Origin of the sequence: uncultured Adlercreutzia sp. (assembly GCA_910585575.1) — a bacterium.
Lineage (GTDB): Bacteria > Actinomycetota > Coriobacteriia > Coriobacteriales > Eggerthellaceae > Adlercreutzia.
The window spans coordinates 29,417-51,524 of record CAJUFS010000012.1 but is presented as its reverse complement, the minus strand read 5'-3'; the positions used below and the strand labels follow the sequence as shown (position 1 = coordinate 51,524).

Here is a 22,108-nt window from a genome sequence, read left to right as displayed (position 1 = left end):
TCTACCTGCTGCTGGCCGCCACCATGGTGGCCGCGGGCTTCGACAGCCTCACCGGCGCCGCCGTCGTCCTGCTGGGCGCTGGCTGCGGCGTGTTGGGCTCTACGGTGAACCCCTTCGCCGTGGGCGTGGCCGTGGACGCGCTGTCCGGCGTGGGCATTGCAGTGAACCAGGCCACCATCATCGCCCTGGGCGCTATCCTCTGGATTGTGACCATCGCCATCTCTATCGTGTTCGTTATGCGCTATGCGAAGAAGGTCAAGGAGGACAAGGGTTCCACCTTCCTGTCTCTGCAGGAGCAGCAGGACATGATGAACGAGTGGGGTCTTGAGGAGTCCGAGGACGAGGGCAAGGTGGGCGACACCGCCGCCACCCCGAAGATGACGGCTCGTCAGAAGTGGTCCCTCGTGGTGTTCGCTCTGACCTTCGTGATCATGATCATCTCCTTCATCCCCTGGACTGACCTGAACGTGAACGTGTTCGAGGCCGGCCAAGTGACTGAGGAAGTTACCACCACCGTGGGCGCCGAGGACATCGTGGCAGCCTATGACCAGCAGACTGACACCTCTCTGGCCCTGCCCGAGGGCACCGAGGGCGTCGACACCGCTGAGGTCACCGTGCAGCCCGCTTGGTCCTCGTTCCTGACCGGCGTGCCCCTGGGCGGTTGGTACTTCGATGAGGCCTCCACCTGGTTCCTGCTGATGGCTCTGATCATCGGCATTATCGGCGGCGTGTCCGAGAGCCGCTTCGTGAAGGCCTTCATCAACGGCGCTGCCGACATGATGTCCGTCGTGCTCATCATCGCCCTGGCCCGCTCCATCACCGTGCTCATGGCCCAGACTGGTCTTGACATGTGGATCCTGGAGAATGCGGCCAACGCCTTGTCCGGCATGTCGGCGATTATCTTCGCCCCGTTGAGCTTCCTGCTCTACATCGTCCTGTCCTTCCTGATCCCGTCCTCCTCGGGCATGGCCACGGTGTCCATCCCGATCATGGGCGGCCTGGCTCACCAGCTGAACTTCTCGGTTGAGACCATGGTCATGATCTACTCTGCCGGCAACGGCCTCGTGAACCTGTTCACGCCTACCTCCGGCGCCATCATGGGCGGCCTGGCCCTGGCCAAGATCGAGTACTCCACCTGGCTCAAGTTCGGCGCGAAGCTGTTCGTGGTCCTGGGCGTGGTGTGCATGGTCATCCTGACGGCGGCCATGATGATCCTGCCCGGTGCAGCCTAAGAGGCAGCCCGCGGGCTCGGCTCGATGACCTTCATCGGCCGTACATAGTGAAAGCAGCCTGCCGGCTGTTATCCTTCCAAGGGCGCCCGCTTGTCGGGCGCCCGCCTTGTGTCCGCAGAAAGCGTGGAGAAGGGGAGGGGTGCGGCAAAGAGCCCTATACTGAGGGCAATCGATCCAGGACGCCTTCCCCGATGGCCTCCCCGCGTAACCAACGGTTCACTAATATGTAGATGCTCGGTGAACGGTGGTAAAAGTGCGGAGAAAATCATTGACGGAGGGGGATCACGCTGGTAAGATATCGCCTTGCGTTTAGTCACATTCAAGGAGAAATATACATGTACGCAATCGTGAAAACGGGCGGCAAGCAGTACAAAGTCGCCCCCGGAGACAAGATCAACATCGAGAAGCTCAACGTGGAGCCCGGCGACAAGGTCGAGCTGGAAGCCATTTGCGTGGTGGACGGCGACAAGGTCGAGGCCGACCCCGCGAAGGCTGCCAAGACGAAGGTTGTCGCTACGGTGCTCGAGCAGTTCAAGGGCGACAAGCAGTTGGTCTTCAAGTTCAAGAAGCGCAAGAACTACAAGAAGCTGCGCGGTCATCGTCAGAACCTGACCCGCGTCAAGATCGAATCCGTCGGTACGGCTAAGGCCGAGTAAACGGGTAAAGGAGGAATCTCTCATGGCACACAAGAAAGGCTTGGGCTCTACCCGTAACGGTCGTGACTCCCACGCACAGCGACTGGGCGTGAAGAAGTTCGCCGGCGAGGTCGTGAAGACGGGCAACATCATCGTTCGTCAGCGCGGTACCCATTTCCACCCCGGTGAGAACGTGGGCCGCGGCAAGGACGACACCCTGTTCGCCCTGTGCGACGGCACCCTGAAGTTCACGCGCGGCGACAAGCGCAAGATCCACGTGATCCCCGCCGAGCAGACCGCCTAAACGCTTCAGTCTCAACGACTGCGTAACATCAAGCTGGTAGCAATGCCCTCCGAGCCTCTCGGGGGGCATTGTTGCGTATAAAGACCTGGGGAGGGCTCCGGGATCCGCGCTCGCCGTCCGCTGAGCGCTTGTTCCCGCTGCGAACGCGGCAACAGAAATAGCGAAGATGATGCCCATAAGTCGGTACCATCCCCGGCCTGGTGCTGGCGAAGTAGAAGCTATTTCTTAACGGCCGCGTTCTCCGCGGGGCGCTCAGAGGCTGTCGATCGCGGAGCCCGGAGCCCTCGCGGGAGGTTTTCCTCTATAATCTCAACCAATGTCATCTATGAGAGGTTCATATGTTTATCGATAAAGTCAGAATCAATGTGAAGGGCGGCAATGGCGGCGCTGGCTGCATGTCGTTTCGTCGCGAGGCCCACGTGCCGAAGGGCGGTCCCGACGGCGGCGACGGCGGCCATGGCGGCAACGTGGTGGTGCAAGCCGACGCCAGCGTGTCCTCGCTGATCGAGTACCGCTTCAAGCACCACTTCAAGGCTGAGCGCGGCACCCACGGCAAGGGCAGCCGCATGCACGGCGCTACCGGCGAGGACTTGGTGCTCAAGGTGCCGGTGGGCACGGTGGTCCACGAGTACTTCGAGGACGAGAAGGAGGTGGGCGAGATGATCGCCGACCTCACCCATGACGGCGAGTCCGTGGTGGTGGCTCGCGGCGGCATGGGCGGTCGCGGCAACATCCACTTCGTCACCTCCACCCGTCGTGCTCCGGCCTTCGCCGAGCTGGGCGAGCCGGCTGAGGAGCGCTGGATCGAACTGGAAATGAAGCTCATGGCCGATGCGGCCCTGGTGGGCATGCCCAGTGCGGGCAAAAGTTCGCTCATCGCGAAGATGAGCGCGGCCCGTCCGAAAATTGCCGACTATCCCTTCACCACACTCGTGCCCAACCTGGGCGTAGCTACGTCGGGCGATCTTTCCTTTGTGGTGGCCGACATTCCCGGTCTTATTGAGGGCGCCCATGAGGGGCGCGGCCTGGGCCATGAGTTCCTGCGCCACATTGAGCGCACGGCGCTTATTGTGCAGATTGTCGACTTGACGGGCGACTACGAGGGTCGCGATCCCTTGGAGGATTACGAGATCATCAAAAATGAGCTGGAAATGTACGCTCACGACTTGGCCGAGCGGCCCCGCATCGTGGTAGCGAACAAGATCGACGTGCCGGGAACGGAAGAGGCCTGCGAGGCCCTGGCGGCTCGCGTGCGCGAGGATTCCATTGCCGCGGCTGGTGGCAACGAGTTCATCGACAGCCCCATCGACCCGAAGCTCTATCGCATCAGCGCGCTGACGGGCGAGGGCGTCGACTCGCTGAAGGCGGCCATTGCCACGAAGGTGCACGACCTGCGCGAGGCGGCCCGTGCGGCGGCCGAGGAGGACGTGCAGTACGATCATGTCTGGGAGCACAAGCGCGAGGCCCGCGAGCGTCGCTTCGACATCGTGCCCGAGGGCGACGGCATCTTCCGCGTCAAGGGCGTACAGGTGGAGCGCATGGTGGTGCAAACCGATTGGGAGAACGAAGAGGCCGTGGCCTTCTTCCAGCACCGCTTCAAGCGTCTGGGCGTCGACACGGCCCTGGAGAAAGCCGGCGCCCTCGACGGCGACGAGGTGCGCATCCTCGGGTATTCCTTCGCCTTTGAATCGCCCACGGCCCAGGCAGTCGACGTGTACCAGGAGCTTGATCTGTAATGACCGCGCAAGAGAAGACGGCGCGCGCCAAGCGCCTGGTGGTGAAAATCGGCTCGGCCACGCTTACCACCTCGGAAAGTTCCATCGACTACGGTTTCCTGAACGACCTGGCCGCTCAGCTGGCCCAGGTGCGCCAGGCTGGCTGGGAGCCCATCGTGGTTACCTCGGCGGCCATTGCCTGCGGTCTGGAGGCCTTGGGGATTGCCAAGCGCCCCGAGGACATGCCCAGCCTGCAGGCGGCGGCCTCGGTGGGGCAGAGCGCCCTGTCCACGGCCTACGCCCAGGCCTTCGCCCCCTACGATATGCTTACCTCGGTGGTATTGCTCACGCGACGCGATACGGCCGACCGCAGCGCCTACCTCCACGCCCGCGACACGCTCAACCGCTTGTTGGAGCTGGGTGTGGTGCCCATCGTCAACGAGAACGACACGGTGTCGGTGGAGCAGATTCGCTTCGGCGATAACGATACTCTGGCCGCCTTGGTGGCCTGTCTTATCGACGCCGACCTCATGATCATTCTGTCGGATATCGACGGCCTGTATACGGCCAACCCCCAGATTGATCCCGCAGCCACGTTGATTCCTCAAGTGGATCGTGTCAGCCGCGACATTCTGGCGGCGGCCGGTGGGGCGGTGTCCGGCGTGGGCTCGGGCGGCATGATCACCAAGATCAAGGCCGCTCGCGTGCTCATGGCCGCGGGCATTCCCATGGTTATCTGCCAGGGGCGCACCCCTGAGGCTATCGTGGACGTGGCGGCGGGAAAGTCCGTCGGTACCCTGTTCACCGCGCCCGAGCGACCCCATGAAATTACTCCGAAGAAGCTGTGGATTGCCCTCGGCGATGCCGTACACGGCACCGTGGTAGTGGACGAAGGTGCTCGTACGGCCCTGGTGGAGCGCGGCAAGTCGCTGCTCTCGGTGGGCGTGCGAGCCGTCAAGGGCGATTTCGACTACGACGACGTGATCGATGTGGCCGATGAGACGGGTCACGTGTTCGCCCGCGGCAAAGCGGCAGCCACCAGCGATCTTATTGCCCTGGCGGTAGGGAAGACGCGCGAAGAAGTGGCAGCCAATCGCCTTTTGTCCATCTTGGCCGATAAGCCCATCATCCATCGCGATGAACTGGTAGTCTTTGAGTAGGTAGTGGGCGCCCCGTCTGCAACGAGGCGTTTCATGTTCGAAGGGAGCATCTGTTGGAACTGCGCGAAGAGGTAGTGGCCTTAGCTGAAGAGGCCAAGCGGGCCAGCGTCCAGCTGGCCGTAACCACCGGCGAGGCGCGAAACGGCGCGCTGACGGCCATGGCTGCGGCGCTGCGTGACCATAGCCCCGAGATTGTCATGGCTAACGAGGCCGATATGGCGGCGGCCCGTGAGGCGGGTACCAGCGAGGCCCTGCTCGATCGGCTCATGCTGAATGCCGAGCGTGTCGAGGCCATGGCCGCGGCGCTGGAGGAGCTCCGCGAGCTTCCCGATCCTCTGGGCGTGGTGTCCATGGAGTCGACGCTGTACAACGGCATTGAGCTTACGCGGGTGAGCGTGCCTTTGGGCGTGGTGGCCATGGTTTACGAAGCGCGCCCCAATGTGACCGCCGATGCCGCCGGCATCTGCATCAAGTCGGGCAATGCCTGCATTCTGCGCGGCGGTAGTCTGGCGGCGCGCTCCAACGAGACCATTGCCGACATTTTGGCCGCCGCAGCGGTGGATGCCGGTATGCCCGAGGGTTGCATCTGCGCTCTTACCACCACCGACCGCGCGGCCACCGATGTGCTCATGACCTTGCACGGCCTGGTCGATGTACTCATTCCCCGCGGGGGCGCCGGGCTCATTCGCCATTGCGTCGAGCATGCGAAGGTGCCGGTCATCGAGACGGGCACGGGCAACTGCCACGTGTACGTGCACGCCTCGGCCGATCCGGCCATGGCCCGCGACATCATTCTGAATGCGAAGTGCCGCCGCTTGGGCGTGTGCAATGCGGCCGAGACCCTGCTGATCGACGAATCTGTGGCCGACGAGATGCTGCCCTCGATGCTGGAGGCCTTGCATGGACAGGGCATCACGCTGCACGGTGACGCCCGAGCCCAGGCGTGCGCCCGGGCCGCCGGCCTCTCGGTTGGAGACGAAGAGGGCGCCGCTCTGGTGCCGGCCACCGAGTACGATTGGGAGACGGAGTACCTCGGCCCTCATTTGGCGGTGCGCTGCGTGAGCGGCGAGGACGAGGCCATCGCGCACATCAATCGCTACGGTACGAAGCACTCTGAGGCCATCGTGGCTACCGATGAGGCTGCCATCGACACCTTCCTGAGCCAGGTCGATGCCGCAGCGGTCTATGCCAACGCCTCCACGGCCTTTACGGACGGCGGCCAGTTCGGCCTTGGCGCTGAAATTGGCATCTCCACCCAGAAGATCCACGCGCGCGGCCCCTTCGCTCTGGAGGCGCTGACGTCCTACAAGTACGTGCTCCGCGGCAACGGCCAAGTGCGCGCCTAGGGCGCGGTGCGGCACGGGAAAAGGCAGACGGTGCTTTGATGCAAGAGAGTAGGCGGGAATCGACGGGCGCCTCAGGCTCTTCGCGGAGGGCCGCGGGGGAGACGCGGGAAGCTCAGGGTCCCTTGAATACTTCGGCGCGGGGGGCGGCCCTTGGGCGCTTTGCGGCACTGGGGCAGACGGGCGCGCCGGCGCGGCTCGGCATTATGGGCGGCACCTTCGACCCTATTCACTTTGGGCACCTGGCCTGCGCCCAAGAGGCGCTCGAGGCACTCGATCTGGACGGCGTGCTGTTCATGCCGGCGGGCATTCCCTCGTTCAAGCGCGACCGGGCGGTGTCCCCAGCGGCCGATCGCGTGCGCTGGTGTCGCAAGGCCGTGGCGGGCAACGAGGCCTTTGATGTGAGCACCTTGGAGGTCGATCGTCCGGGAGTGACCTACGCGGTCGACACGCTGGCGCACTTGCGTGACGCCTATCCCTCCTGCGTTGAGCTCTTCTTCATCGTGGGCGCCGATGCGGCCTTGACCTTGCCGCGCTGGTATGAAAGCGAGCGCCTGGCCTCTTTGGCGCGGTTCGCTGTGGCGACGCGTCCGGGGTATACCGTGTCGGCCGAAGATCGCCGCTCCTTGGAGGAGCACGGTTTTCTTCTCGACTTTTTCGAGGTCACGCCGTTGGATATCTCGTCGAGCGATTTGCGCGGCCGACTGGCTTCGGGTCGATCGGTGCGCTATCTGACGCCCGATGCGGTGGCGGAATGCCTCGCCGATGAGCACTGGTATCGAAAGGAAGTGGTCTGAGATGACCAACGAGTCCCATAGCGACGCCTTTTTCGCGGCGCGCCGTGACGAGCTGCAAGATCGCGTCGGCCCGCGTCGCTTCGCCCATAGCCTTGGGGTATCGAAGACGGCGGAAGAGCTGGCGCGCGTGTACGACGTCGACGCCGATGAGGCGCGCATTGCCGGCTTGCTCCACGATTGGGACAAGGGCTACGACGATCCGGGGATCCTTGCCCGTGCCGACGAGCTGGGCATGGAGCTCGATGCAGAGCTGCGGGCCATTCCCCGCGTGCTTCACGGCATGACGGCTGCGGTGGCACTGGGCCGTGATTTCCCCTGTCTCTCCCCGGAAGTGCTCCAGGCCATCGATCGCCACACCCTGGCGGCGCCCGATATGACCGATCTCGACATGGTGCTCTACATAGCCGATGCCCTGGAGCCGGGACGCAAGGGCAAGCGCGTGGTTCAGCTGCGCAAAGCCATCGGTACGCTCACACTGCGAGAGTTGTTCGTGGAGGTGTACGCCTATTGGGTCGAGCTCATCTTGGAGCGGAGGCATCCCATGTATTCCAAGACCGTGGATATCTGGAATGCCTATATGCCCGAGCAGGAGCCCTTCACGGCGGCTCAAGGGGCCGACTATATGCCCTACGGCCGTCCGTAGCCTTCGTGGGGCGCTGCCTTCCCGTTTCCCGACGGATTGCGGAGAAAGGGGGAAGGGCCTGCGGGTTGTGCTATGGTGGTGCCAAACAATGACGTTACCCTGAAAGGGAGGAAGCTATGACCGATGCCGTTGCCGAGCAGGCGGCTTTTTCGCGCCGCTGCGCTCTGATTGCCGCTCAGGCGGCCGACGAGAAAAAGGCCACCGATGTGGTAGTGCAGGAAGTGCGCGAGCTCATCGGCGTGACCGACTATTTCATTATTGCCACTGCCGCCAACAGTCGCCAGGTGGATGCCATTATCGACGAAATTGAGGACAAGCTGCGGGAAGATGCGGGCATCAAGCCCACCCATCGCGAGATGTCCCCCGACGGATCGTGGTCGCTGCTCGATTACGGCAATATCGTGGTCCATGTGTTCCAGCCTGAGACGCGCGAGTACTATCGCCTCGAGGCTCTGTGGAACGATGCCCCCGTGGTCGACTTGGAAGCCGAGGCGGGCCTGAAGGATCTCCAGTACTCCGAGCGTATTGCCAAGCTGCTGTCCCGCGAGGCTCAGATCATGGCCGACGCCGCCGCAGCCTCTGAGGCCTAGCGATCGCTTGGGCTTCTCGGATGCTCTTGTAAGCGAGGCTTCGGCCTCGCTTTTTTTGTGGTTCGTAGGAAAACCGCCTTCGCTCCGTCGTGCCTTCGCGGTAAGTGACGGAAAAGAGCCTGTTGGTTTCCCTGCCCGATCGTGTGCGCGACCTGTCGATGGCTTCGGAGGCGCCTTGGGGGAGGGGCCAGGATAGCTGCAGTAGCCTACGGCGTTGCCGGCCAATACCTGTTGCTTTTGCTGTGCTCGGCGCTTGAGGCCCTGTCTTCTTCCTGAAGATACAGCGGCGAGGGCGCGGATCGCTGCCGACAGCTTGCGCTTGACGCGGAGCCCCTCTATGGTGTGATGCCCTGTCCAGGAAAGAGAGGAGTCCGCCATGACGACGTTTGTCCAGCAGGCTGCCTGCAAGGGCCATAGGCCATCGGCGGTGGTGCCCCGCCGCCATCAAAGCCGCGGGGCCTTGGTGGCTCAGCTGCTACGCGATAGAGAGGTCCCGCGCTTTTTGGTTGCGCCGACGGGCTATGGCAAAACGATGCTTGCCTATGAGTACGCCGAGGTGGTTTTCGGCTTCTCCCATGTCTTTTGGGTCAATGGCCAGTCGCCGTGCTTTTTGCGCGATGTGGACGAGGGATCGTTTGCCGAGGCCCTCCTTGCGGTCGACGAGCACTGTGCGCTGGTGGTTTTCGAGGATCTGCCGCTGTTGCTCGACGAGCGTGCCGAGCGGTTCTCGGCCGTGATCGATCGCCTTATCGAGCACGGGTGCGAGGTGATCGTCACCACCACGCCCTCGCGCGACGGACTCGCATCTCTGCAGCGCGACAGGCTGGTGCTCGACGGAGCCGACTTGGCGCTCAGCGACGAGGAGGCGGCCCGCAACGATAAGGGCGAGCCAACGGGACGGCGCGCCCCTTTTACCGCTGACGAGCAAACGCCCTGCGTGCAATGGGGCACCGACGGCGTTGATGTCGTTCTCGAAGGGTGCCGACACGAAGAGCTGCCCTCGGATCTCGCCTTTGTCCTCTGGCTGCTTCTCGCTCTTCAGCGGGGCACTGGGCAGCAAGTCGCTTCGTTTGTAGGGGAAGAACGCGCGGTCGAGGCTTGGGCGTTTCTTGGCGCACGGTATCCCTTTCTCGGCATCGACGAGGGGAGGGGCGCCTTCGCTGCCCTCGATGTGCCCATAGAGAACCTGGCGAAGGCCTACGAGGGCGCGTTGGACGATCTGGCCCGGGCGGCTCAGGGCCTATCGCGCGGGGTGCTGGTGGAGCAGGTGGCCGACCAGCTGATCGCGCAGGGGGATGCTCGGCGCGCAGTGAGTTTGGTGGCTCGGTGCGATGGGCGCGAGCGGGTGGCCCCCTGGCTCGTGAGCCGGGGTTGGAGCGCGCTGTGGGGTCGGGCGGCCGCGGAATTCTGCGATGCCTTCGAGCTGGTGGCCCGCATGCGCATCGAGGACCGTCCGACGGCCAATGCGCTTATGGCCTGGGCTTCGGCTCAGGTGAAGGACGCGCGGCGCTCCCTTGACTACGCAAAAAAGGTGCTCGCCGTAGACGAGGTGGATGATCGGGCGCGCATGACGGCCATTCTGGCCTGCCGCCTTCAGGGCAATGCCACCGTAGCGCGTCGCATGGCAGCGGCTCTGCGCGCCTGGGGCGAAGAGCGGTCGCCTGTCGAGAGCGAAAGAGCGGTCGCTGCCGATGGGGAGTCGGGAGAACCGCTTGAAACGGGGGCTCCCGCCGAGGAGTCCGTGGTGCCTGCCGAGACGGGTCTGCTTTCAGCGCGAAGGGCGCAGAGTGCCGCGCTCGACGTGTTGGCGCGCACTTCTTTGGCGGCCGATCGCTTCGATGAGGCCCTGGCCCAGTGGTGCCGAGCTTGGGAGCGCGTCTCGCCTCCCTTGCTGGCCACGGGCGAAGAAGCGGAGCCGTGGCTGCTGGCGGCTTCTTGGGTGCTCGAGGCCCTGGCGATCCGGGAGGAAGCCGCGGGCCCTGCTCTATCCCTTGAGGACAATGCGCGTCTCGATATCCTGCTCGACTTCGTCAGCGCCTCCCTGGAAGAGCGGGTGGCGTGGGGGATGCCCCTGGGCTTCGGCTCGCTTGCGGCCGCCGAGGCCCTGGAGCGCTTGGACGCGTTTCTGGAGGCGCGGCGCACCGCGGCCCTCGTGCCCGAGGTGGTGGCGGCTCTGCGGCGCGCCCAGATCGAGGTGGCTCGCGCCCGGGAAGACTATCGGGCCATGCGTCAGCGCCGCCAGCCGCGCAAACCCTTGGGCACCGTGGGGCCCTTGCGCAACCGGGCTGCGCAGACAGTGCACGAGAGCTGGCGAGAGAACGCGTCGAAGTCCCTCGAGGCGCCCTTGCTCTCGATACGGCTCTTCGGCGCGCTCGAGGTGCGCCTGGGCGACCGGTTGCTGCCTCCGTCCCTCTTTGGTCGTCGCAAGCTTCGCCTTCTTCTTGCCCTGCTGGCGCTCAATCGTGGCCGCGACCTTACGCGCGAGGCACTGACGACGATGCTCTGGCCCTCCTCGCAGCCCTCCTCGGCCGCTAAGAATTTCTACCGTCTGTGGAGTGATTTGGCCTCGGTGCTTTCCGTTGAGGGCCGTTGCCCCTACCTGGTGCGCGATCGCTACGGGTGCCGCCTCGATCCGGCTCTGTTCGCCACCGATGTGATGGAGTTCGAGGAGATAACGCGCAGCCTGCTGTTCGGCGATGCGCCCGCGGCCCTGGGATGGGAGACGCTCTACGAGAAAGTGACCGGGCCCTTTGCCGGTGAGCTTCTGCCCGTGGAGCAGGAGAACGAGACCCTGTGCGCGGTGCGCGATCGCTTGAACATCGAGATGGTCGACAGCCTCATTGCCGCGTCGCGTCGCCTTCGCGTCCAGGGGGAGCCCCAGGGGGCCCTATGGTTCGCCCGCGAGGCCCTTGCCCGCGACGAGACGCGCGAGGACTCCTGCGCGGCGCTCATGGAGGCGCAGATGGCCGCGGGTCAACGGACGGCAGCGCTGGACACGTTCTTCACCTGCCGCACCTATCTGTCCGAAGCGCTCGGCCTCGATCCCTCGACGCAGCTTTTGGTGCTCTACCAAGCGCTGCTGGAAGAGGATCCTTCCTTGATCCAACGTGCGCCGCTAAACGTTTGAAACTTGACACGCGAGGGGAGGGCATCCTCGTATATGATGGACGTTGACCAATTTGCCTCATAAATGGCTCATTGGTCGGCTCAATCGCTTGCGGTGCCCGCGGGGTGCCGCGCCAATCAGAGAGGGGGTGTGCAATGGAGGCTTTCGCTGATGTGGCCCTGTTGTCGCGCATTCAGTTTGCGCTGACGGTGGCCTATCATTTCTTGTTCGTGCCCCTGTCAATTGGACTCGGCCTGATTTTGGCCATCAACGAGACCCGCTATTACCGCTCACGCAAGGAAGAAGATGCGGCGGCGACGAAGTTCTGGGTGAAGGTGTTCACGGCTACCTTCGCCATCGGTGTCGCCACAGGTATCACCATGGAGTTCTCCTTCGGCACCAACTGGGCGAATTATTCCCGGTTCGTGGGTGACATCTTTGGTGCTCCCTTGGCGGCTGAGGCCCTGTTCGCCTTCTTCCTGGAGTCGGTGTTCTTGGGCGTGCTGCTGTTCGGCCGCAAGCGCGTCTCGCCGAAGTTCTACATGGTTTCGGCGTGGTTCGTCTGGTTCGGTTCCTGCCTGTCCGCCCTGTGGATTCTCATTGCCAACTCCTGGATGCAGACGCCGGCGGGCGGTGAGCTGAACGCCGCGGGCAACGAGGCGGTCATCACCGATTTCTGGTCTGCCGCCTTCAATCCGTCCATCTTCGCACGCTACACCCACACGGTTGACGCGCTGCTCATCATGGGCGCTTTTGTGGCCATGGCTGTGGCTGGCTGGTACATGCTCAAGCATCGCCACAGCGACTTCGCCATGAAGACCATGCGCATTGCCGCGGTGGTAGGCATTGTCACTTCCTGCGCCATGATCGTCTTCGCCCATGCCTCCGCTGTGGTGGTGTGGGAGGAGCAGCCCACGAAGCTGGCCATGATGGAGGGCCAGTACGAGACCGAGGCGCCTCCGCTGTACGCCATCGGCATCGTGGATGAGGAGAACCAGCAGGTTATCGCTCCGTTCGCCATTCCCGGCGGCACCAGCTTCCTGGCCACCGGCACCTTCGACACCGAGTATCCGGGCCTGAACGACCTGGCTCAGACGGAGGAGTACAGCGACATGGTGGTGGAGGACCTGCCCGTGGGCCTGGTGTTCCAGAGCTACCACATCATGGTGGCCATGTACGGCCTCATCATGATCACGTCCATTCTGGTGCTCATCTTCACCTTCAAGGGCGGCCGTATTCGCCAGATGCGCTGGCTGCAGTGGTTGGCGGTGCTGTCGCCTATCTGGCCGTTCATCGCCATCCAAACCGGTTGGATTACCGCTGAGGTGGGGCGCCAGCCCTGGGTGGTCTATCCCTCCGTGTCCGGCCCCGACGGCGTCTCACTGCTCACTGTCGATGGCATTTCCATGTCGGTGTCGGCGCCCGAGCTGTGGGTGACGCTGGCGCTGTTCGTCGTGGTGTACCTGGTCCTGCTCATTGGCTGGGCCCGCGTCATCGGGCGCTTCATCAAGGAGGGCCCGGTGGTCGAGGGCACCGGTGCGCTCGATCGTCAATTGGGCAGCGATGTTGACGACGAGGTTGTGGTCGAGGATGTCGTGATCGTGGCGGAAGACGCTGCTGCGAAGGGAGGCGAGTAGCCATGTTCGAGTTCTTAAGTGTTCTGTGGTTCTTCCTCATCTTCGTGCTCATCGCCGGCTATTTCGTGTTGGACGGCTTTGACTTGGGCATCGGCGTGCTGTCGCCGTTCATTGCCAAGAACGACGAGGAACGGGCTATTCTGCGTCGCGCCATCGGGCCGGTATGGGACGGCAACGAGGTGTGGCTCCTTACGGCGGGCGGCGCGCTCTTCGCGGCGTTCCCCAACGCCTATGCCACGACGTTCTCCGGGTTCTATCTGGCCGTTATGCTGGTGCTGTTCGGCCTTATCGTGCGTGCCGTCTCCTTCGAGTTCGGTGCGGCCGATCCTACCTGGCGCAAGCTGTGGGACGTGTGCTTCTTTGTGGGCTCGCTGCTGCCGGCACTGCTGCTCGGCGTGGCCGTGGGCAACATCTTCGCTGGCATTCCCATGGACGCCATCGGCGACTACGCCGGCGTGCCGCTGCTGGGCCTTGTCACGCCCTTCACCCTGCTCACGGGCTTGCTGGGTTTGGTGATGTTCCTGGCCGCCGGTGCCTGCTGGGCCGCCTTGAAAGCACCGCTTCCCTCCGAGCTGCAGGCGCGCGCCGCTGCGCTGCGCTTCCCGCTGCAGGTGGTGGCCCTCGTGCTGTTCGTCGTGGTGTCCGTCTTCGCCCTGGGGCTCGTCGGCACCGAGATGGACCCGGCTTTGGGCGTCCTGCGCTGGCTGTTCGCCGCGCTGGTTGTGGTGGGCCTCGGTGCTTCTATGCTGGTGGGCAAGATGCAGGGCGACGACCTCAAGGCGTTCCTGGCCCAGTCGGCGGCCATGATTGCCTTGGTGGCGCTTTTGGCTTGCTCGATGTTCCCCACGCTGGTAAACGCCACGGCCGATTCCGTCGGTCCGGCTATCACCATCTTCAACGCCGCCTCGTCCGAGCTGTCGTTGACGTGCATGACCATCATCACCTGCATCGGCTTGCCGCTGGTGCTGGCCTACCACGTCATCATCTACCGCACCTTCCGCGGTCGCGTAAAGCCGGAGGACCTGCAGCACTAAACGCTGCGCCGCTCCGCTTCAACCCCGAGCCAGGCTGCTTCGCGCAGCCTGGCTTTTTTGTGCTCACTCTTGTACGCGCATTTTTGCGCTCGCGTCCGCCCTTTTGGCGGCTTTCTCGAAATCGAAGGTCTCCTGGTGTTTACGGCAAAGAATTTGCGGTTTGTTAGCAGTATTCTGCAGACAGGACGTGCTCCGCTCTTTCTGCGAATGGAGATCAATGTGCGTAAAAATATGCCGTTGTCCTCATCAGGGGTTTTATTGACTGGAAGTCGCTTCCTTTATTGCGGGACATCCAAGACTGCGATACCTCGGGATTCCTGGGCAATTGATGGCCCTTTTTCGCTAACAAAACGAAAAAAATAGTTCCATTTCGGGGAAGGAGCTTTTATTTCGCTCAGGTTCGTTTACGAAGAAACAGCTTCTTCTTGAGTGGCGTTACTATGACGCCATGGATATCGTACTGGGCTACAGATCGGCTTTCGATTTCTGGCGTTCTTGGAGCGTTCGGCATCCCGTGTCGCTTGCGCGTTTTCACAGTCGCAACCCCTCGGATACGCGCGATCTGCCCTTTCGGGTGCTGTCAACGTCGGGAATCTTGCGCGATGCCGCTTACGACGTGCGATCGGCGCAGCGGGTTTGCCAGGACCTTCGACGTCGATGCGATCAAGAGGGCGAGCGTGCGGCGGGGACTTCGTTGATGGATAAAAGCGATGTTGAGTTTGCGCTTGCTCTGGTAGCTGGTGCCGTTTTCCCTCGAGAGCATCGGGAGGGGTGCGCGGCGGAGGGCCAAGAGGGGATGCCCGTGCTTCACCTGGTTGGACGAAGGCGGCCGGGACTTAGGAGAAAACCCGGAGTGATATACCATCATCGGAGTGTTGATTTTCCAGCGCCGTTCCTTGCGAAAGTGACTTCGGGGCTGTATGTGTGTCTTCCAGAATTAGTCTTTTGCCAAATGGCTGAAACGCTCAGCTATGGAGAGCTTCTTGCGCTTGGGTTCGAGCTCTGTGGTTGCTATCCGCTTGACGGGGAGCGTGGGATGATGGTGCGCCATCCGTTGTGTTCCCCCGGTCGATTGCGTTTGTTCGCAGAGCGGTTGCATGGCGCCCACGGGGTCAAGAAGGCTCGCGTGGCGGCGTCGAGGGTGCTGGCGAAATCGGCTTCGGTGATGGAAACCGAAGTGGCTGCCGTACTTTGTGCGCCTCGGTTGCGCGGTGGCTTTGGTGTAAGGAACATACGCCTTAATGAAACCATCGAATTTGTCCGAGGGGCGAGAACGTTGGCTCGTAGAGACCGTATGACCGCGGATCTTCTTCTGGCCGATGGACGCCTTGTCATCGAGTGCGACGGATTGGCTTTTCATGCGGACGCCCGTGCCCAGGTGCTTGATGCGCGCAAGCGCAATGCCCTGGCGGCGTGCGATATCCAGATGCGCTCTGTCACCTGGAGTCAGTTTGCGAATGTGATCGAGTTCCAAGAGCTCGTATGCCAGTCGCTTGGGGAAGCGGGCCAGCGGGTGCGACGGATGGATGCTCGCGAGCTGGAGAGGCATATGGAACTGCGGCATGAGCTAAGCGCGTTCCATCGGAACTTCGCCCCAGAGCTTCAGACGCCTGCTAGTCAAAGAGGGCTCCCGCGGTAAGGCATGGGACGCGGACTGTTTCGAAGGCAGACGTGCTTTTTGGTCAGGTTTTCTGCGTTTTGTTAGCGGTATAGGTGCTGAATTGCGGTAGAGGTGGACCAACTTGCCGCTAAGCAGAAGAGCAGTGATGCTCTGACCTGGTCTTTTTTTGAATAGATTACACTCGTGCGAGAAAAACGAGAGGAGCGGTTTTGCTGGAGAGGGTGGACAGTTAACATATCGAAAAAAATCACCCAATTGAGGCTCGAAGCTTTTGCCGGGCGGTCTAGAGGGCTGCAGCCTTTCGATTTTGCTTGGGGCGGTTAAGGCGGTGTGACGTTTTTGCTCAGGGGGTTGGGGCACCGCCTTGCGCTTTGCGCTCAGAGCCGAGATCGTAGTTCTGCGCTCTCGGTTCGGATAAGTTGCGTGCAGCACCTCGCGCTTTCCGCTTGAAGTGGCAGGAGGGGGCGTGCTTCTCTTAGGAGATTGGTGGGGAAGAGTGGGCCATGGTCTTGCCTGCCAGGTAAAATATTCTGAAGATAAAGAGACTCGGAAGAGGAGGCAGCTATGCTGGACGAATCGTTGGCTCAGGCGGCTATGAAGAACGTGACGGCGCAGGCGGAGATGGCTTCGCTGCGCATTACCGAGGCCGAGCGAGGGCATATTGCGTTTGAGGTCGAGGTGCCGGAAACGGCGGCCAACTACCATGGAGGCATCCACGGCGGCTTTCTCGCCACGCTGCTGGAGGTGGCGGCAGGCATGACGGCGACGACGCTCGGACTCAACAATGTGGCGCTGACCAGCGCCGTCAACTTCATCAAGCAGGCTCCGGTTGGCCCTGTATGCGCCTTTGCCGACGCCTCTCATGTAGGGCGCAGCACCATTGTGGTGCACTGCCGCCTCGAGCTGCCCGACGGCACTCTGCTCACGGAGGCCACTTTCACGCTCTTCGTGCTGCCTCCGGAGGCGTAGAGCCGCGCCACTCGGCAGCGGCGCAGGCGGAAGTGCGACCTTTTGGCCGCGTCGAGAAGGGGCCGCTGCGTCGGGAGGGGGCGTCGCGTCGAGAGGGAATCGTCGCGTCTTGAGAAGCTGCGCTGTGCTGCCCGGCTGAAGGGGTGGCCGGCGGCTCGGTTTCTTGCCCCAGCTTGCCGTGGGGCGAAAGGGGAATTTTACGGGCTTCGTAGCCCTCCTGCAAACCCTGTGAAATTCCCCTTTGCTCCTGCTCAGTGTGGTAGAGTGGAGCGGATTTACGCACGGAGGCCTTCGGCGGTGCGCCGAAGCGCATCTATCACGACACTACCGCAGAGAAAGAAGACGTCACCCATGGGATTTCTCTCAAAATTGCTCACGATGGGCGAAGGGAAGCAGCTGAAGCGCTACCAAGCCAAGGTTGAGGAAATCAACGCCTTGGAGCCCCAGTTCCAGGCGCTGTCCGATGAGGAGCTGAAGGCTAAGACCCAGGAGTTCCGCGAGCGCTACCAAGTGGGCGAGAGCCTGGAGGACCTGCTGCCCGAGGCCTTTGCCGCCGTGCGCGAGGCGTCGGTGCGCACGATCGGGCTGCGTCACTTCGATGTGCAGCTCATCGGCGGTATGGCTTTGAACGACGGCCAAATTGCCGAGATGAAAACCGGTGAAGGTAAGACGCTCGTGTCCACCTTGGCCGGCTACTTGAATGCCATTCCCGGTCACAACGTGCACATCGTCACCGTCAACGATTACCTGGCTCGCCGCGACTGCGAGTGGATGGGCCAGATCTACCGCTTCCTGGGCATGACCACGGGCCTCATTCAGAACGGCATGCCTCCGGCGGCGAAGATTCCCGCCTATAAGGCCGACGTCACCTACGGCACCAACTCCGAGTTTGGCTTCGACTACCTGCGCGACAACATGGTCACCCGCGGCAGCTCCCGCGTGCAGCGCGGCCATCACTTCGCCATCGTCGACGAGGTTGACTCCATCCTCATCGACGAGGCCCGTACCCCGCTTATCATTTCCGGCGCGGGCACCCAGGCGGCCGACACCTACAAGAAGTTCGCCCGCGTCATGCCGGGGCTGCAGAAGGGCGTCGACTTCGACATGGACGAGGCGAAGAAGACCATCAACGCCACGGAGAGCGGTCTTGAGAAAATCGAGACCATGCTCGGCATCGAGAACATCTATGCCGATCCGTCCGGCCAGCTGGCCAACCATCTGCAGCAGGCCCTGAAGGCCCAGTTCCTGTTCCATCGCGATGTGGACTACGTGGTCATGGACGGCGAAGTGAAGATCGTCGACGAGTTCACGGGCCGCATCATGGAGGGCCGCCGCTACTCCGAGGGCCTGCACCAGGCCTTGGAGGCGAAGGAGAAGGTGCTCGTGCGCGAGGAGAACCAGACGCTCGCCACCATCACCCTGCAGAACTACTTCCGCCTCTACGACAAGCTGTCGGGCATGACCGGTACCGCCATGACCGAGGACGCCGAGTTCCGCCAGATTTACAATCTGCCCGTCATGGCCATTCCGCCGAACCGCCCTGTGGCCCGTAAGGACGAGAACGACCTGGTCTATCGCACGGTGGACGGTAAGTTCAACGCCGTGGCCGATGACATCGCCGAGCGCAACGCCAACGGTCAGCCCTGCCTGATCGGCACCGTGTCCATCGAGAACTCCGAGAAGCTGTCCCGTTTGCTCGATAAGCGCGGCATCAAGCATGAAACCCTGAACGCCAAGCACCACGAGCGCGAGGCCCATATCGTGGCCCAGGCCGGTCGTCTCGGTGCCGTCACCATCGCCACCAACATGGCCGGTCGTGGTACCGACATCCGCTTGGGCGGCGAGCCCGAGATGCTGGCGGAGGACCTGCTGCGCCAGCGTGGTCTCGACCCCGATCTGCCCAGCGTGGACGAGGACGGCAACCCCGTCGAGGGCGCTCCCACCGAGGCCCAGCGTGCGGCGGCTCTGTCCCAGGCCAAGGAAACCTGCGCCCTCGAGCAGCGCCAGGTGCGCGACGCCGGCGGCCTGTGCGTCATCGGCACCGAGCGCCACGAGAGCCGTCGTATCGACAACCAGCTCCGCGGTCGTTCCGGCCGTCAGGGCGACCCGGGCGTCACGCAGTTCTACCTGTCGCTGGAAGACGACCTCATGCGCCTGTTCGGTGGCTCGAAGATGGACTCCATCGCCGCCATGATGGAGAAAACCAACCAGGCCGACGATATGCCCATTCAGGCCGGCATGGTGTCCAAGTCCATCGAGAACGCCCAGCGCCAGGTGGAAACGATGCACTTCGCCGCTCGTAAGAACGTGCTCGAGTACGACGACGTCATGAACTTGCAGCGCAAGGCCATCTACGAGGAGCGCAATGCCATCCTCGACGGCAAATCCATGACCGAGCGCATTCCCGGCATCATCCGCGACGCCGTGGATGCCATCGTGGGGGAGTGCTGCCCCGACCGCACGGCGTCCGACGACTGGGATGCCAAGGCCATCGACCTGTGGGCCGCCAACATGACCGGCTGCAACGACTTTTCCGTGGCCAACGTGGACCACGGTGACGACCCCGAGGCGGTGGCCCGGGCCCTGTACGAGTTCCTCGAGTGGATCTACGAGCAGAAGACCGAGCAGCTGGGCCATGACCTCATGGAGAACCTGTCGGCCCAGGTTATGCTGCGCATCATCGACACGCGCTGGATGGCGCACCTTCAGGAAATGGACTACTTGAAGACGGGCATCGGCCTGCGCGCCTTCGGTCAGCGCGACCCGCTGGTGGAGTACAAGAACGAGGCCTACAACGCTTTCCAGAGCCTGACGAACTCCATGTACGACGACTACCTGCGCACCCTGCTGCGCCTGGAAATTGCCAAGAAGCCCGAGGCTCCGAACGCGCCGGCCCTGGAAGAGCAGGCCGATCCGCTGGAGCGCAAGATGAGCTACTCCTCGCCCGAGGAGGCGCTGGAGTCTTCGGCCATTCGCGGCAAGCACGCCGCCGGCAATGTGCCCGCCGCTCCGCCGAAGCCGGCGGCGGCCAAGCCCCAGACCTTCGTGAAGGACAAAGAAGACCCCTACGCCAACGTGGGCCGCAACGATCCGTGCCCCTGCGGCAGCGGCAAAAAGTTCAAGAAGTGCCACGGGGCTAATTTGTAGATGGAACTGAAAGATTTACAAAAGGAACTGGAGAAGGCGGCGGGCCGGGTGGACGACGCCTTCTCGTTCTTGCATATCGAGGACAAGCGCGCCGAGCTGGCGCGGTTGGACGAGCAGACGGCGGCCCCGGATTTCTGGAACGATCCGGCGGCGGCCCAGACGGTCAGCAAGCAGGCGGCCAACGTGCGCGCCACCATCGAGGACTTCGAGCGCGCCCAGGGGCTGCTTGACGATGCGCGCACGGCCCTTGAGCTGGCCGATGACGACGAGGCCTTCGCCGAAGAGGCTGCGGCTGCGGCCTCCGAGCTGACCCCGCTGCTCGACCAGCTGGAAATCCAGTCGTGGTTCTCCGGCGAGTTCGACGAGGGCGACGCCATCCTCACGGTGAACCCGGGCCAAGGCGGCCTGGAGGCCCAGGACTGGACCGAGATGCTGTACCAGATGTACGTGCACTACGCCGAGGACAAGGGCTGGAAGGTCACCGTGCTCGACTTGGTGCCCGGCGAGGGCATCGGGCTTGACAAGGCCACCATCCAAATTGAGGGGCGCTACGCCTACGGCATGCTGCGCAGCGAAATTGGCATTCACCGCTTGGTGCGCATCAGCCCCACCGATGCGAAGAAGCGCCGTCAGACCACCTTCGCCAGCGTGGAGGTGCTGCCGGTCATCTCCGACGATATCGAGGTGGATTTGAACCCCGCCGACGTGCGGGTGGACGTGTACCGCTCCAGCGGCCCGGGCGGCCAGTGCGTGAACACCACCGATTCCGCGGTGCGCCTCACCCATGAGCCCACGGGCATCGTGGTTACCTGCCAGAACGAGAAGAGCCAGCTGCAGAACAAGGAGGCGGCCTTCCGCGTGCTGCGCGCCAAGCTCTACGAGCTGGAGGAGCGCAAGCGCCAGGAGGAGCTCGACGAGCTGCGCGGCGAGCGCATGGACAACTCCTTCGGCAGCCAAATTCGCAACTACGTGCTGTTCCCGTACCAGCTGGTGAAGGACTTGCGCAGCGGCGTGGAAACGGGCAACGTCGACGCCGTGCTGGGAGGAGCCCTGGAGCCCTTCGTCATCGGTTATCACACCTGGCGCGCGGCCCAATAGGGCGTTCGGCGAAGTTCCGCCGACAGAAAGCGCGCAGGTCGCTCCTTTTCCGCAGCCATGAATTGCTCTTGGTCCGGCTCTTCGCCAAGGACAGGGCCCCGGCTTCCCCTGGATTCTCTTGCGCCAAGCCTTCGGCGGGAAATGTGTGCAGAGGGGACGGTTGGGCTTGATAGGTGAGGGGTCTCATAAGGTACAATGATCTCACCAATCATCGGTAGGAAAGGAAGCCCATGGACTCAGCCCAGCTGGCCGCCAAGGCCAATGATCTTCGCAAGGATATCCTGACCATGATCACCGAGGCGGGAAGCGGGCACCCTGGCGGGTCGCTCTCCTGCATCGATATCCTCACGGCGCTCTACTTCGGCGGCGTGATGGACTACGATCCCGCTGATCCGAAGAAACCCGGCCGCGACCGCTTTATCCTGGCCAAGGGCCATGCGGCGCCGGCGCTGTACGCCACGCTGGCCCATGCGGGCTATTTCCCCACCGACGAGCTGAACACCCTGCGCAAGCTGGGCACCCGCCTGCAGGGCCATCCCGATTCCAACCTGGTGCCGGGCGTGGAAGTGTCCACGGGCTCGCTGGGCCAGGGGCTTTCCGTGGCCGCCGGCCTGGCCGCCGGTCTGCGCCTTTCCGGTGAGGACGGCGTGGTATTCACCGTGCTCGGCGATGGCGAGTGCGAGGAGGGCCAGGTGTGGGAGGCGGCCATGTTCGCCGCCCATCAGCAGCTGGGCCGCCTGGTGGCCATCATCGACAACAACGGCCTGCAAATCGATGGCAACATCGTCGATGTGTGCAACCCCGAGAATCTGGGAGAGAAGTTCGCTGCCTTCGGCTGGGATGTCGTCGAGGTGGATGGCCACGATATCGACGCCCTCGTCGCGACGCTGTCGGCGGCCAAGGAAAATGCGGTCGATACGGGCGCGCCCCTTGCCGTCATCGCCCACACCGTGAAGGGCAAGGGCGTCTCGTTCATGGAGAACGTCGCCGGCTGGCACGGCAAGGCGCCGAGCGCCGAGGAACTGGAAACCGCGTTGGCGGAGCTGTCCGCCGCTTGTGCATAGGAGGCGTGCGATT

Annotated in this window: 17 protein-coding genes; 16 read left to right on the top strand and 1 reads right to left on the bottom strand. The window is 63.2% G+C overall.

Going from position 1 to position 22,108, the window contains the following annotated elements; all coding sequences use genetic code 11:
* The 12 genes from QZ307_RS02740 to cydB all read left to right on the top strand — a co-directional run.
* The coding region (locus QZ307_RS02740; protein WP_295995481.1) for a YfcC family protein at positions 1–1,232 on the top strand (1,232 nt) is incomplete at its 5' end.
* A 335-nt stretch (positions 1,233–1,567) separates the two neighbouring features.
* Positions 1,568–1,888 (top strand): 50S ribosomal protein L21, encoded by a 321-nt coding sequence (rplU, locus tag QZ307_RS02735; protein ID WP_275208080.1) that lies wholly within the window; start codon positions 1,568–1,570, stop codon positions 1,886–1,888.
* 22 nt (positions 1,889–1,910) lie between these two features.
* Entirely contained in the window at positions 1,911–2,171 is a 261-nt protein-coding gene (rpmA, locus tag QZ307_RS02730; RefSeq protein ID WP_275208079.1) for a 50S ribosomal protein L27, read from the top strand.
* 338 nt (positions 2,172–2,509) lie between these two features.
* Entirely contained in the window at positions 2,510–3,907 is a 1,398-nt protein-coding gene (gene obgE / locus QZ307_RS02725) for a GTPase ObgE (RefSeq protein WP_295995476.1), read from the top strand.
* On the top strand, positions 3,907–5,046 hold the full coding sequence (gene proB, locus QZ307_RS02720) for a glutamate 5-kinase (protein ID WP_295995474.1): 1,140 nt from the start codon (positions 3,907–3,909) through the stop codon (positions 5,044–5,046). The genes obgE and proB overlap by 1 nt, the downstream gene beginning before the upstream one ends.
* Positions 5,047–5,099: 53 nt before the next feature.
* Positions 5,100–6,392: a glutamate-5-semialdehyde dehydrogenase gene (locus tag QZ307_RS02715; protein WP_295995469.1), complete on the top strand. Its 1,293-nt coding sequence runs from the start codon at positions 5,100–5,102 to the stop codon at positions 6,390–6,392.
* Positions 6,393–6,514: 122 nt separating this feature from the next.
* On the top strand, positions 6,515–7,186 hold the full coding sequence (gene nadD, locus QZ307_RS02710) for a nicotinate-nucleotide adenylyltransferase (RefSeq protein WP_295995466.1): 672 nt from the start codon (positions 6,515–6,517) through the stop codon (positions 7,184–7,186).
* A 1-nt stretch (position 7,187) separates the two neighbouring features.
* Positions 7,188–7,829 carry a bis(5'-nucleosyl)-tetraphosphatase (symmetrical) YqeK gene (yqeK, locus tag QZ307_RS02705; protein WP_295995463.1) on the top strand — a complete coding sequence of 214 codons (642 nt, stop codon included), beginning with the start codon at positions 7,188–7,190 and terminating at the stop codon, positions 7,827–7,829.
* Between the two features lie 116 nt (positions 7,830–7,945).
* Entirely contained in the window at positions 7,946–8,419 is a 474-nt protein-coding gene (gene rsfS / locus QZ307_RS02700; RefSeq protein WP_295995460.1) for a ribosome silencing factor, read from the top strand.
* Positions 8,420–8,795: 376 nt separating this feature from the next.
* Positions 8,796–11,546, top strand: a complete 2,751-nt coding sequence (locus QZ307_RS02695; protein ID WP_295995457.1) for a BTAD domain-containing putative transcriptional regulator — start codon at positions 8,796–8,798, stop codon at positions 11,544–11,546.
* A gap of 134 nt (positions 11,547–11,680) precedes the next feature.
* Complete coding sequence (locus QZ307_RS02690) at positions 11,681–13,162, top strand: cytochrome ubiquinol oxidase subunit I (protein WP_295995454.1); 1,482 nt, start codon at positions 11,681–11,683, stop codon at positions 13,160–13,162.
* A 2-nt stretch (positions 13,163–13,164) separates the two neighbouring features.
* The gene (gene cydB / locus QZ307_RS02685) at positions 13,165–14,196 is read left to right on the top strand and encodes a cytochrome d ubiquinol oxidase subunit II (protein ID WP_295995451.1); all 1,032 of its coding nucleotides are present in this window, start codon (positions 13,165–13,167) and stop codon (positions 14,194–14,196) included.
* A gap of 937 nt (positions 14,197–15,133) precedes the next feature.
* On the opposite strand, the gene QZ307_RS02680 is transcribed toward cydB, so the two are convergent.
* On the bottom strand, positions 15,134–15,760 hold the full coding sequence (locus QZ307_RS02680) for a hypothetical protein (protein WP_295995449.1): 627 nt from the start codon (positions 15,758–15,760) through the stop codon (positions 15,134–15,136).
* A 621-nt stretch (positions 15,761–16,381) separates the two neighbouring features.
* Between QZ307_RS02680 and QZ307_RS02675 the strand changes: the two genes are divergently transcribed.
* The 4 genes from QZ307_RS02675 to QZ307_RS02660 all read left to right on the top strand — a co-directional run bounded on the left by QZ307_RS02675 (position 16,382) and on the right by QZ307_RS02660 (position 22,095).
* On the top strand, positions 16,382–16,786 hold the full coding sequence (locus QZ307_RS02675; RefSeq protein ID WP_295995446.1) for a PaaI family thioesterase: 405 nt from the start codon (positions 16,382–16,384) through the stop codon (positions 16,784–16,786).
* Positions 16,787–17,137: 351 nt separating this feature from the next.
* The gene (gene secA / locus QZ307_RS02670; RefSeq protein WP_295995442.1) at positions 17,138–19,933 is read left to right on the top strand and encodes a preprotein translocase subunit SecA; all 2,796 of its coding nucleotides are present in this window, start codon (positions 17,138–17,140) and stop codon (positions 19,931–19,933) included.
* Complete coding sequence (prfB, locus tag QZ307_RS02665) at positions 19,934–21,031, top strand: peptide chain release factor 2 (protein WP_295995439.1); 1,098 nt, start codon at positions 19,934–19,936, stop codon at positions 21,029–21,031.
* A gap of 230 nt (positions 21,032–21,261) precedes the next feature.
* The gene (locus QZ307_RS02660; protein ID WP_295995436.1) at positions 21,262–22,095 is read left to right on the top strand and encodes a transketolase; all 834 of its coding nucleotides are present in this window, start codon (positions 21,262–21,264) and stop codon (positions 22,093–22,095) included.
* The last annotated feature ends 13 nt before the right edge of the window (positions 22,096–22,108 follow it).